Below are 12,573 nucleotides of genomic sequence, written 5' to 3'. Positions count from 1 at the left end.
GTTACTCAGCCGAACCAAGACATTAATCGATATGAGTAATTTACTGTTTTCTCCAGTTCAACTCGGCTCTTTAACGCTAACCAACCGCATTGCCATGGCTCCGATGACGCGCAGCCGGGCCTATAATAACATCCCCAACGAACTGATTGCCCAGTATTATGGGCAGCGGGCGTCGGCGGGTTTAATCATTTCGGAAGGGGTTGCACCTTCTCCTAACGGTCTGGGCTACGCCCGGATTCCGGGTCTTTTTAGTGCCGAACAGGTGGCGGGCTGGAAACTGACAACGCAGGCTGTTCACGAAAAAGGCGGGCACATTTTCGCACAATTGATGCATACCGGCCGCATTGGCCATCCGCTTAATCTGCCCGCGGGTGCCGAAGTGATCGCTCCTTCGGCGATTGCCGCAGAAGGCCCCATGTGGACCGATCAGGAAGGTATGCAGGCCAATGCCCAGCCCCGCGAACTGACCACCGACGAAGTGAAGCAAACGATTCAGGAATTTGTTCAGGCGGCTCAAAACGCCGTGGAAGCCGGTTTTGACGGGATTGAATTACACGGTGCGAACGGGTATCTGATCGAGCAGTTTCTCAACCCCAACAGCAACCAGCGCACCGACGAATACGGTGGCAGCGTCGAAAACCGCGCCCGTTTTGTTCTCGAAATCGCGGAACAGGCGGCACAGGCCATCGGCAAGGAGCGCGTTGGCATCCGGTTTTCGCCTTACGGTGTTTTCAACGACATGCCGAATTACCCGGAAATCAATGAAACCTACACCTATCTGGCCGAAAAACTGAACGACCTCGGCATCGTCTACCTCCACGTTGTCAATACGGCAGCGCCGGAAGGAGCAGAAACCACCCTGCCATTGATTAAAACCATTCGGAGCAAATTCAGCAATACGCTGATTCTGAACAACAAATACACGGCTGAACTGGCCGAAAAAGACTTACAAAAGGGACTCGCCGATCTGATCGCTTTTGGTTCTCCGTTCATTGCCAACCCGGATCTGGTCGAACGCTTCAGCACCGGTGCCGAACTGGCCCAAGCTGATCCGGCGACGTTTTATGCCGGTGGCGAAAAAGGCTTCATCGATTACCCCGCGCTGGTCGAAGCCCAGGCGTGATGTAGACAAGATCAAATAGACAAGAGACTCTATCCTCTCTTGTCTATCTGATCTATTATTTCACCTGCTGATCGGCAAAGTTGATAAATTGTTCCCAGTCATACCGCTTGACATCGTGTTCACCCGCCCGGATGTGGTAGTGGACCGTCTCGCCAACGGGCGTATGAATCGGTGGCCAATGGTCTGTTCCGATTCCTTTTTTGCCGTACAATTTGTAAACCGGATCGGTTTGCCGGGCACTCAGAAACTCCCCTTTGGGGTCGGCCCACTGGTCGCCCTGCGCACTGGCAACATAAAGCGGGCGGGGAGCAATCAACGCCAATAATTCATGCTGATCGAACGGCAAGGCTTCCGGTCGGCCGTTGTAAGTTCGGTATTGAAGACAAAACCAGTAAGGAAAACTCGTGTTGACGCGCTCAATGGTTTCGCCGAACACGCGTTTCGACAAAGCCGCTCCGCCTTCGCCCGACTCATTGGCAATAATGGCGGCAAAGCGCAAATCCTGCGCTCCGGCCCACAAAGCGGCTTTTCCCTGCCGCGAATGGCCCAACGCAATGGCGCGTTTGGCATCCACCAGGCCATCGGTTTCCAGATAATCCAGCATCCGACTCATTCCCCACGCCCAGACACCAAGCGCCTGCCAACCGTCGTTTTTCTGATCCGTTGGCGGTCCCAGCACCGAGCGAATCCCGGTTTTCCAGCCTTCCGGATGGTCGGGTTCAAGATCGCCGTAATAGGCCGTCGCCACACTGTAGCCCTTCGAAATGATCAGTTCCAGCGGCCAGCGGGACATCTGAACTCCCCGGGCGGCTTCCGTCGCCCGGTTATTGACCACTTTTCCGTCGCTCCGGTTAGGAAGCCAGCGGGTAGATAACGTAATACCGGGTTCGGTGGTAATGCTGTGATTCCCCATGTAATTTAGGCCCACAAAAACCGGCGGTCGTTTCGTCTTTTTGGGTACATACAGCAAAATATCCAGCGACGGCAGATTCGGGTAGTCCGTCCAGTGAACAGAAATCTGTTTACGGATCGCCGTTCCGCCCAGGGCCGCTGAATCCACCGCTGTAACTTCGTAGCGGGTTGCTAACCTTCGTTCGGGCGTTACTCCGTAAACTTGGGTAGCGAACTGTTTTAACAACACGGGCCGTCGCTCGCTTTCCCACTGGCGGGCCGTCGTTATACGCTTCCCGGCCGCCGTAACCAGCGGGTCGGGCAAGGTGTAAGGCGGTATTTTGCTTTCGTCGTAATTGGGTTCGAATTTCTGTCCAAAAAGTGCGGACTGAGGCAATAAAAGTCCTGACAGAATAACAAATTTGACCAGATGAGTCCGCATGGCGTTCAAAACCGTTAGAAAACCGGCAACTTTATAAAGGCTGAGCGGGCGCTGTTTTACTTTGCTGATCGAGATTTCCAATCCTGACCCGCACGACCCGCCTGCTTCCGCCCCACTATCCTCGCTTTCTCGTTCGTTATGCCTCCTATCCCGCCAGTTATGGACTCCGGCTGGCCGATGGCATACCGGTCCCCTACCTTTGTTGCACTTATTCAAAACAACAAAGAACCAATGAACCTCACTAAATTCGGCGCCCTGGCGCTCTGCAGTATCCTGATTAGTTTGTCGTCTTGTGAAAACCAGCAACTGGCGCCTTCCGCTCCTCTCCAGTCCAATACCGGTCAAGCAGCGGAATCCAGCCGACTGGCGGTGGATGACATTATTGTAAGCGTACCCAAAAAACATACCCTGGTTAAACAAGGCAACGCAACGCTGGCGTATGACGCCAACGGAAAACTCATAAAAGTCACGGAAGGCAATCGCACCACTACATATACCTACAGCGCCGGAAAAATCGCCGTGTTAACCTTGGTGGCCGGTACGAAAACTCAGGCGGGTAATTATTATTTAGACGCCAATGGCCGTTGCACGAATTCGGACGTGGCAGATTATACCGTCGAGTACGGCATTCCCAATACAAAGCTGAACTGGTTCATCTACGAATACGATGCCAAAGGCCGGCTAGCGAAACGATCCAACTCCATTTATCCAAATATCCGGATCGAATTTACCTACAATGCCGACGGTAATCTGGCCCAGGTGCAGGAGTATAACAACCCCAATGATGTGATTCAAACGAATATTTATGAATACCAATATGCGGGATCAGCCATGATTGTGGACAATAACCGGCTTAATCCGGTCGGCTTATTCAATGTCGACCCGTACCTGCGTATTTATGGAAAAACCAGCCGACACCTCATGCAACGCCTGAAAACGATTCACTCGGTGTATGGCGGCACCACGACCGATTACCGGTTCAGTTACGTTCTTAACGACGACGCTTTCGTAACGACCAGCAAAATGTACAGCCTCTCGAATGGTGCCCTGCTCAAAACGACGCCCTACGAATATGTGGTGTCTAACCTGACCATCCTGCCCTAAGCCACCGGGAAGCCGTTTATTCTAAATCAAAAAGCCTCCCAATTCGGGAGGCTTTTTGATTTAATGCCGGACGGTATCAACTTTGATCGCTCCTCCCCGCCGAAGCGAGTCCTTGCGTAAGTTCTTCAAATCCGGATCGCCCGTAGGCCGCCGGTCGTCGATCTGTCCCCGGCGCATCCGGTCTTCCATTCCGGTTTTACTCGTTTTCTGCTTCGTAGTATCCTGCGATACCGTGCCCGGGTTTACTTTCGGGCCATGACCGGAAGTCAATCCCGCAAAACCAGAAACAGAAATACCGATCAAACTGGCAATTAGTAGCTTTTTCATGACATTTATAGAGAAAAAAGCAGACATCGATTGATGTCTGCTTTTCATAGATTACCTAACTGATTCTCTATTAATTATCTTTTAGCGTATCACGCTGCATGGTCGAGTTGTTGCGGTTCCGGTTTTTCCGGCTCTTGCGATCGTTCTTCGTATCATTACCCGTACCGCTGGTGTTCATGTTCGTACCGGTCGACGAATTCATATTCGTACCGGTCGAGCCGGTTGTTCCTGTGCCCGTCGTACCGGTAGTTCCCGTTGTCGTTGAGCTTTGGCCCGTGTCGGTCTGATTAGACGTGGGGTCGGTCGAACGGCGTTCGCGGTTCGTTTGTCCGGCCTGTCCTTGTGGAAAAGTAGTTGAACCCGTTGTGCCGGTCGTACCGGATTGCTGCATTTGTGGATTGGCCGTTGAACCGGTCGGGTTTTGAGTCCCTAAAGTCGATTGACCTTGTGGATAACTGGTGGTTCCAGTAGATCCCGTCGTACCCGTAGACTGACCATTGACGCCCTGTGTTGTTTGTGGGCTGGTCGTCTGTGTTTGAGGATCCACCGTTGTACCGGATGTAGTTCCGGTTCCTGCAGTGCTACCTGTCGTACCGGTTCCTGTTGATCCGGTGGTGTTTTGTGCTTTGGCGTTGAGGGCAACCGCCACTAACATAGCCCCCATCATCACTAGCTTTTTCATCGTTGAGTTTTGTTTTATGATGGTCGTTTGAACCAAATCAATTATAAAACAAACTCCCTTCATACTAAAGTTGTTCAGGAAAATTTAAAATTTTTGAGCCAGCGGGACGATGATTCTTTCATATTTAAGGGTGCCAGTGCAGCCCGATGACCAATCCATAGCTATAGGGACGGACGCTGAAACACCGTGAGTTATCGTTGATTGCGGTCAGATTATAAACGATTCCCGGTTCTACCTGAAGCCGCAGATTCTCGGTCAGCCGCCGTTCGATGCTGTACGAAGCCTGCAAAAAAGGTTGCCAGCGTTGTTTGGAGCGGCCGCTGATTAAATAGCCGACACTGCCACCGGCCGCTATAGAATGCCGCAAACCGGCCGACTGATCCGGATTGAAATACAAACGGCCTTCCGCGCTCAGGGCGACATATTGCCAGGTCGTTTTGACGTGATGTTCTTCCGATTTGTAGAGCGGAGTAAGTTTGATCGTTTGCTGATCGATCCACTCTACTTTCGAAGAATCCGACCGCAAGGCCCGGGTCGAATACGTCAATTGCTGCTGCAACTGCTGATATACGGCGCCAACCCGTAAGCCCAGAGAGCGGCTCAGCGGCCACTCAGCACCGGCCTGCACCCGCCAACCGGTTCGGGCCGAAAAAGACGTTGCCGTTCGAATTTTCTCCATCACCACCTCATCGTGCCGCACGGGTGTTACCTGCCGGTAAGTATACAAGGGCATCACACTGGCAAAATAAGACGGACGAACGGCAACCCGTTCGGGTTCGATCGTGGATGTCTGATTGTTCGAAGCGGTTGACGGAATGGCGGGCAATGGTCCTGCCGGGAAGGAAAGCCGGGTGGTTTTACCCGCCATAAAACGGAACACCAGTTCTGGTTTTCCTACTTTCTCTTCCGCCGTACGCGTGATTGCTTCCAGGGATTGATTGGTCGTAAAGTTTACTTCATCCGGTAGTTGTTTGGTTCGGTGTTCCGTTTCTATTTTCGCCTGATCGGTTGCGGTCGGTCTATCACGTCGTACGGGATTGTCGTCGGGCAAATCCGGTTTTCGCCGGCGTTTTTGAGCCATCCCGCCCTCCGAAAGCGGTTCGTCGGTCACCGGCATTGCGGTCCGTGCCGGTGATTTCATTCCGGGTTTGAAAACGACTTCGGTCTGCGGTAGTTGCTGACTACCCCGCGGCTCCGAACGGTCTGTTTTAGCGTCTGTTGGCTCAGCAGTCAGCCGCCCGCGCTCCGGTGACATTGCAGCTTGAGCGGTCTTCGTTTTGGAAACGAGTTTGGCAACCGCCGGTGATTTAACAAACGAGCCCGTCGATAGCTCCCGGTATTGCCAGATTCCGATCGCCAAAAAACCCAGCATACTCAGCAAGGCCGTGCTCCAGCCGAGCCGTCGTCTGAAAGTACCACCCGGTTTTTCAATCGCCGGGGGCTTGGTGCCCATAAAAATACGTTCGAGGGCGTTTTCAGCCGGTTCAGACTCGTAGTTTTCGAGTCGCTGCCGGAAGAGCCGTTCCCATTCGTCTTCAGTAGTTGCCATAGCTGACGATGCCCATTTTCTTCAATTTTTGTTTTAAAACTTCTTTTGCCCGGGCCAGTTGCGACTTCGAAGTTCCTTCCGAAATCCCCATCATCCGGGCAATCTCCAGATGGCTATAGCCATCGATTACGTACAGGTTGAATACCATTCGGTACCCATCAGCCAGATCCTGCACCAGAATGAGTAATTCTTCGGTTGAGATGCGGGCCAGAATGTCATGATGCTCGGTGTTGCTGGTTTCCGAGGCTTCTTCGTAGTCGGTTTCCGATTGTTCGTGATGGTGCTTGTGATACCAGTTTATGGCGGTGTTGACCATCACCCGTTTCATCCAGTTCAGCAACCGCTCGGGCTGCTCAATGGTATGAATTTGCTGAAAGATGCGAATAAACCCTTCCTGAAACATGTCTTCCGCTTCCGGGCGCGAATGGGCGTAGCGACGGCAAAGGCCCATCATCCGGCTTTTGTGACGTTCGTACAAAGCCGTTTGAGCCCGCGCATCGTGGCGTTGGCATGCCCGCAACAATTCTATTTCAGACAAAGGATTTCTAAAGGATCGACGGTGTTTGTACGAATTACGGTTTTTCCCTAAACCGATCAAACAGGTAATTCGTAATTTATTTAATGGCAAGACTCACCGTCGCCGACGACTTGTTGTTTTTCACGTCTGTTAGTTCATAGGTAAACTGAAACTCTCCTTTAAAACCCACTGGTGGCCGATAGAGGATCACGCCGTTCCCCATCACCTGTAAATCGGACCGGGATGGATTATCCGTAATCATCATACTTTGCAAAGGCGCACAAACCTGATCATTGCCCAATGCATAAATAAAAACAATCCGTTTTTTAGGATCTGTTGGCAGAATAGCCGCCGAAACCTGTCCTTTATCGTGATTGGCCACCAACGTACAGGCCGCATCCGGACTGTTGATCGTGATCCGGGCCGTAGCTTCGAGACAGTCGCCATTATCACAGCGCTGGTACGTGAACTGATCCTCACCCGTATACCCGTTTGTCGGATAATAGGTAACAATATTGTATTTCGAGACCTTCGCAATTCCTTTGGCGGGCGCTTTGGTAATGGTAACCGGCAGATCGAACCGCGACCGGCAAAGCTGGTCGTTAGCCAGCACGGGAATGCGTAATGAATCGGTAATGAACCACTGTTTCCAATACACTTCTTCGTCCTTCAGCAGTATTTTGCAATCTTTATACGGGTCGCCGACCCCAATTTTCACCGGCGACAAAAATGTGCCGTTTCGCCGGGGAAATACCGCGGTAACTTTGTAAAAGAAATAATCGAACCCGTTGAACCCCGCATTGGGCGTATAAAGAATTTTTCCATTTTCAACGGTTACCTTTCCGTTGTCCGGCTGCTGTTCCACTTTCAGGCTGGCCAGGTCGACGGTGGCATTACAAAACTGGTCATTTTTCAGAACGTCCATGGTAATGGACTGGTTTTCCGGAACCCGGTACCAATCCGGAATCGGCCCGGCGTTGCAGGGAATATCGCTGCTGTCGGCGGCCATATTGATCCGAAAGGACCGGGCCAGTTTCGATTCTTTGCCCGCCCCAACCACAAACTGATCTTCACCGACAACAAACGTCGAGTGTGGCGTATAAACTAACAAGCCGCTGCCATTAAACCTGGCCATTCCAAGCCGGGGCGTCTGGGTAATGTGCAGCGTTGTGATGGCACTCAGGCCGGAAATGGATTTAAGATCAATGGCCACCTGCTGATCAGGGAGCGTGTAATATTCGATTTCTTCCGTGTCCACATCGTACGACCCGGGTGCCACATCCTGGGCAATCCGATCGCAAGCCACTGTGCTCAGAAGCAACACCGTAAATACCGTACTATAGAATCTGGATTTAATCATACCATCGTCGAGACAACCCTCTAAAAGTCATGACAAGGCTGATAACGAAAGGGTTGCACAAAACTAGTTAAAAGTTAAGAGTTAAAAATTAAAAGTAATTCCCGTCAGCCAACCAGGCAGTGACGCGTCTCAACTTTTAATTTTTAACTCTTAATTCTTAACTCCTTACAGGTTTTGCCGCTTCAATTCCTGCACGGCGTAGCTGGCGGCCCGGGCGGTCATGGCCATGTAGGTGAGGGATGGATTGACACACGAGGCCGAAACCATGAAAGCACCGTCGGTACAGAAGACGTTTTTCACCGAGTGAACCTGGTTGAATTTGTTCAGCACCGATTGTTTCGGGTCGTTGCCCATCCGGGCGGTTCCCATTTCGTGGATACCCAGCCCCGGCCACGACCCGTTGTCGTTTTTGGTTACGTTTTTCAGCCCCGCCGTTTCCAGCATTTCGGCCGCATCGTTGCCCATGTCTTTCCGCATCTTCATTTCGTTCTCCTTGAACTCCGCATCGAAGCGCAAAACCGGCAGACCGTATTTATCGGTTTTCGACTTGTCGATCACCACTTTATTTTCAAAATAGGGCAGGCATTCGCCAAAACCGCCGAGGTTCATCACCCACGGCCCCGGCTTAGTCATTTCGTCTTTGAATGAGGCTCCAAATCCTTCAGTGGCCGTACCGCGCCCCCAGTTCATGCGGGAAGCCCCGCCCTGGTAGCCAAAACCGCGCAGATAATCACGCTTTTCCTGACCAGGCAGGTTGCGGAACCGGGGCACATAAATCCCGTTGGCCCGGCGACCATAGTAATACTTATCCCCGAACCCTTCGTAGGTGCCACTGGCTCCCACCCGGAAATGGTGGTCCATCACGTAGTGCCCCAAAACGCCACTTTCGTTGCCCAAACCGTTCGGGAAGCGATTGGACGTGGAGTTCATCAGGATATAGGTCGACGCCATCGACGACGCACACAGAAATATAATTTTGGCGTTGAACGTCAGTTCTTCTTTCGTCAACTGATCGAGCACCCGGACGCCCGTTGCTTTTTTCTTCGCTTCATCATAAATCACCGATGTAACGATCGAATGCGGCCGAAGCGTCAGGTTCTTGGTTTTCATAGCCGCCGGCAGCGTGGCCGACTGCGTGCTGAAGTAAGCCCCGAACGGACAACCGCGGCTACACAAATTCCGGTATTGGCACTGCGCCCGGCCCAGCGCGCTTTGTTGCGGAGTAGCCTTGGTGATGTGCGCAACCCGGCCGATGGTGATCGTCCGCTCCTTAAATTTCTTTTCAACCTCGCCTTTCACGTGTTTTTCGAGGCAATACATCTCCATCGGCGGCTGAAACTGACCGTCGGGCAACTGCGGCAAGCCATCACGCGAGCCACTGACGCCGATGAATTTTTCGACATAATCGTACCAGGGCGAAATGTCTTTGTACCGGATTGGCCAGTCGGCACCGACACCTTCTTTGATGTTGGCTTCGAAATCCAGATCGCCCAGCCGGTAGCTCTGACGGCCCCACATCAGCGAACGCCCCCCCGTGTGGTAGCCCCGCATCCAGTCGAAACGCTTGTCTTCCAGGTAAGGATTCTCCTTATCGTTGACAAACAGGTAACTGGTTGCTTCCGAAACCGTGTAACCCGTCCGGGCCTGAACGGCCTGTTCTTCCGCAATTTCGGACGTAACCCGGCCCCGGTGCGGAAACTGCCAGGGGTCGGTCATGGCCGTTTTGTAGCCTTCGATGTGCTTGATGTCTTCGCCCCGTTCGAGCATGAGCACTTTCAAACCCTTCTCCGTCAGCTCTTTCGCTGCCCATCCGCCACTGATACCCGATCCAACCACAATGGCGTCGTAGGTAGTGGCTTTTATACTATCTATGTTAAGGTTCATTTGAGTCGAATAAAAAATGTACAAGGAATGGCAACTAGGTAGCCCAGGCTTTCTGGCCGGGTTTCAAATCAATGCAACCCTGGAACCGGCCCGGAACGGCAATGTACGTCAGGGCCTGGGTTGCGCCGATTTCCGAAGTAAAATAGCCATTGAGTGTCAATGATTTCAGGGTGTTGAAGAAGGGCGTATACCGCTTTTCAGCCGGCATGGAAGCCATGGCTTTGCGCTCATCGGCAGCTTCGGCCTGGAGTTTCGTCATGATCTCGATGCGCTGCTTTGGATCGAGCTCCACGAAGTTTTTACTATACGCTTCCTGGCTCAGTTTGTTGGTATGCGCCAATCCGTCCAGAAATTGCTTCTGGTCTTTTTGCGGATAACAATCTTTCAGTATTATATCAATGATTTCATTGACCTTGGCGGCTTTCGCACCGGGGGTGCTGGTCGTGGGGATAATGACTTCAGTCATTTCAGCCACCATCGTGTCCTGGTCGGCCGTAAACAACAGAGGCTTTCCGCTAAAGGCCCGCCTGGTGGCCGATGCTTCGAGCGTATCCGCGAGTGCAGGCAGCGCCAGGGTGGTTCCCATCAAAGCCGCAACCCGCATCAAGGCATCTCTTCTGTTCATAGAATTAGGTACGTAAAAGAAGTAGTGAGATTCAAAAAACTAACGGAATAATCCATGACAAATATATACAATCGATCGGCTAATTGTATGGCGTTTGGAATGTTTCACATTAAAAATGAGAACCGAAAACCGCTGCGGGCCCTACAAAGCGGAAATGAAGGTCGCGGCCGGGAAAATAACCGTATGAATCTCCTGAAAAACAACTCTAAATGAAAACGTCAGCCCGTTTTCTTTTTTCGTTTCCAGAACTAGACCGTGCGATACGGTACTTGAAAACCGCTATTTTCATCCTGTGTCCCGTTTTCAACTTCTTTATTCTTAGGCTTTAAATGCCTTCCATCGAGTCCATTGCGCCATTTATCCCTTTTTTTCGGCTTTAGGCACCGACGGTACAATATCCGCTGTTTTCATCCGACTTCCCTAGTGTATGAGAAACGTGGCACTGTCTGTACCCATCAATCCGGAAGGAACTGAAAATTCAGCTCCGAACCCGCGGCAACCCGACGGGGCGGCCCGGATGGTTCAGCGTGAACGCCCCCGGCTGCTGGATTTTATCCGTCGACGGCTCCCGACGCGCGAGGATGCCGAAGATTTGCTGCAGGATGTGTTGATGGACTGGGCCGAAATTGACCGGCGAACCCAATTGCCATCGCCCGCCGATCAACTGACGCAACCGATCGAGCATGTGGCGGGCTGGCTGTTTGCCGTCGCCCGGCGGAAAATCGTCGACTGGTACCGAAAAAAGCGCCCGGTTTCGCTGGAAGAGCAATCAGCTGGCTACGCCGACGACGATGGAGAACCTCTGCTGATGGCCAGTTTGCTGCCGGCCAACGACCTGACCGCCGATGAAGTACTGATGCGGGAAGCGATGATGGAAGCCGTCATGGAAGCCGTGTCGGAACTGCCCGCCGAACAACGCGAGGTGTTTGTCCGCCATGAACTGGACGGGCAGAGTTTTCGGGAGATGGCCGACGAAACCGGTATTCCGATCAATACCCTCCTGTCGCGGAAACGGTACGCGGTTTTGTACCTCCGGGAGCGTTTACGGAGCTTATACGACGAATGGATCACTAATTAAACACAACAACGATGGAACCCCTGTGGATTTTAAAAGGACTGGGCTTTCTAGCCCTCGGAATTGCTCTCTTTATGCTGGTAACGCTGGTCGTCATGCGGCTTTGGAACTGGCTGGTACCCTCGGTTTTTAACGGACCGAAAATTCGATTTGTTCAGGCGCTTGGCCTGCTTTTTCTGACCCGGTTACTGGTTGGCGGCTTCGGCGGTGCCCACGGCGGCCACTGGCGCGGACACCCCGGTTTCGATCGCCACCGTGCCGCCGTCTGCCAACCGGATGAGCGGGCGTCACATCCGTCGAAAACCGGGCAATTGTCGGAACAATAACCGTTTCTGCCCCAAAATCCCCTAAACGGGACCTGGACACGGAACTATCCAAACACGCAAAGTCCTATTTAGAGGATTTAGGGGCAAAACGAAAACATTACAACCAATTAACACCATGAAACGATTTTGGATTAAAAGAGTATTGGGGATGCTGGCATTTGCCGCGCTGTTTGTAACGGCGGCTGGCTGGGCCGTCTCGGGGCTTTGGAACTGGCTGGTGCCGGTTCTGTTTGCCGGGCCAACCATCACCTTCGTTCAGGCCCTGGGTCTGCTGCTGTTAACCCGGCTGCTGGTCGGTTTTCGCGGAGGCTGGGGGGGGCGCCGATTCGGTGGCGGGGGTTGGGGCGGTGGCCACTTTGGTCACCCGCGACACGCCTACTGGCGCGAGAAACTGTCGAACCGCTGGCAGGACATGACGGCCGAAGAGCGCCAGCAGTTCAAGCAAAAAATGAAGGAACAATGGCGGGGCGGCTGTGGCCCACGCGGTTTCGGCCGGGGCTGGGAGCAGGAATCCCGGCAAGCGGAGCCCGGTAATCCGGCGGGACCCACAACCACGCAACTTTGAGGGTTTGTATTTTTCGGTCGGCAGGGCGTTTCCTGCCGACTTTTTTATGATGCAATGGGCCTAAAGCCGTCATGCGGTGTCCCGATTATCAACCCTCTTTTCG

Annotated in this window: 13 protein-coding genes; 5 read left to right on the top strand and 8 right to left on the bottom strand. The window is 52.7% G+C overall.

Annotated features, from left to right (window positions below):
* The first annotated feature begins 31 nt into the window (after nucleotides 1-31).
* Nucleotides 32-1,123: an alkene reductase gene (locus tag EHT87_RS23060; RefSeq protein ID WP_124909040.1), complete on the top strand. Its 1,092-nt coding sequence runs from the start codon at nucleotides 32-34 to the stop codon at nucleotides 1,121-1,123.
* A gap of 55 nt (nucleotides 1,124-1,178) precedes the next feature.
* Here the strand turns inward: EHT87_RS23060 and EHT87_RS23055 are convergent, their stop codons facing one another.
* Nucleotides 1,179-2,537, bottom strand: a complete 1,359-nt coding sequence (locus EHT87_RS23055) for a glucuronyl esterase domain-containing protein (RefSeq protein ID WP_229321292.1) — start codon at nucleotides 2,535-2,537, stop codon at nucleotides 1,179-1,181.
* Nucleotides 2,538-2,687: 150 nt separating this feature from the next.
* Here EHT87_RS23055 and EHT87_RS23050 point away from each other — a divergent pair, with 150 nt between their 5' ends.
* On the top strand, nucleotides 2,688-3,560 hold the full coding sequence (locus EHT87_RS23050; RefSeq protein WP_185716330.1) for a DUF4595 domain-containing protein: 873 nt from the start codon (nucleotides 2,688-2,690) through the stop codon (nucleotides 3,558-3,560).
* 60 nt (nucleotides 3,561-3,620) lie between these two features.
* Here EHT87_RS23050 and EHT87_RS23045 read toward each other — a convergent pair whose 3' ends face one another.
* The 7 genes from EHT87_RS23045 to EHT87_RS23015 form a co-directional block, all read right to left on the bottom strand.
* Nucleotides 3,621-3,887: a hypothetical protein gene (locus EHT87_RS23045; RefSeq protein ID WP_124909038.1), complete on the bottom strand. Its 267-nt coding sequence runs from the start codon at nucleotides 3,885-3,887 to the stop codon at nucleotides 3,621-3,623.
* A 70-nt stretch (nucleotides 3,888-3,957) separates the two neighbouring features.
* Entirely contained in the window at nucleotides 3,958-4,569 is a 612-nt protein-coding gene (locus tag EHT87_RS23040; RefSeq protein ID WP_124909037.1) for a hypothetical protein, read from the bottom strand.
* Nucleotides 4,570-4,693: 124 nt separating this feature from the next.
* Nucleotides 4,694-6,118 carry an outer membrane beta-barrel protein gene (locus EHT87_RS23035; RefSeq protein ID WP_124909036.1) on the bottom strand — a complete coding sequence of 475 codons (1,425 nt, stop codon included), beginning with the start codon at nucleotides 6,116-6,118 and terminating at the stop codon, nucleotides 4,694-4,696.
* The gene (locus EHT87_RS23030) at nucleotides 6,105-6,656 is read right to left on the bottom strand and encodes an RNA polymerase sigma factor (RefSeq protein ID WP_124909035.1); all 552 of its coding nucleotides are present in this window, start codon (nucleotides 6,654-6,656) and stop codon (nucleotides 6,105-6,107) included. The genes EHT87_RS23035 and EHT87_RS23030 overlap by 14 nt, the downstream gene beginning before the upstream one ends.
* Nucleotides 6,657-6,732: 76 nt before the next feature.
* Nucleotides 6,733-7,995 (bottom strand): Ig-like domain-containing protein, encoded by a 1,263-nt coding sequence (locus EHT87_RS23025; RefSeq protein WP_124909034.1) that lies wholly within the window; start codon nucleotides 7,993-7,995, stop codon nucleotides 6,733-6,735.
* A 165-nt stretch (nucleotides 7,996-8,160) separates the two neighbouring features.
* Nucleotides 8,161-9,879, bottom strand: coding sequence for a GMC oxidoreductase (locus EHT87_RS23020; RefSeq protein ID WP_124909033.1), 1,719 nt, complete (start codon nucleotides 9,877-9,879; stop codon nucleotides 8,161-8,163).
* Between the two features lie 34 nt (nucleotides 9,880-9,913).
* Nucleotides 9,914-10,504, bottom strand: a complete 591-nt coding sequence (locus EHT87_RS23015; RefSeq protein WP_229321290.1) for a gluconate 2-dehydrogenase subunit 3 family protein — start codon at nucleotides 10,502-10,504, stop codon at nucleotides 9,914-9,916.
* Between the two features lie 427 nt (nucleotides 10,505-10,931).
* Between EHT87_RS23015 and EHT87_RS23010 the strand changes: the two genes are divergently transcribed.
* The 3 genes from EHT87_RS23010 (at nucleotide 10,932) to EHT87_RS23000 (ending at nucleotide 12,470) form a co-directional block, all read left to right on the top strand.
* Nucleotides 10,932-11,582: an RNA polymerase sigma factor gene (locus EHT87_RS23010; protein ID WP_124909032.1), complete on the top strand. Its 651-nt coding sequence runs from the start codon at nucleotides 10,932-10,934 to the stop codon at nucleotides 11,580-11,582.
* Between the two features lie 11 nt (nucleotides 11,583-11,593).
* On the top strand, nucleotides 11,594-11,905 hold the full coding sequence (locus tag EHT87_RS23005; RefSeq protein WP_124909031.1) for a hypothetical protein: 312 nt from the start codon (nucleotides 11,594-11,596) through the stop codon (nucleotides 11,903-11,905).
* A 115-nt stretch (nucleotides 11,906-12,020) separates the two neighbouring features.
* Complete coding sequence (locus EHT87_RS23000; RefSeq protein WP_185716329.1) at nucleotides 12,021-12,470, top strand: HMG-box domain-containing protein; 450 nt, start codon at nucleotides 12,021-12,023, stop codon at nucleotides 12,468-12,470.
* Nucleotides 12,471-12,573: the final 103 nt, after the last annotated feature.

The organism is Larkinella knui (genome assembly GCF_003858645.1).
Lineage (GTDB): Bacteria > Bacteroidota > Bacteroidia > Cytophagales > Spirosomataceae > Larkinella > Larkinella knui.
Note: the sequence above shows the minus strand (reverse complement) of the source record. Positions and strands in the feature narration are given on the sequence as shown.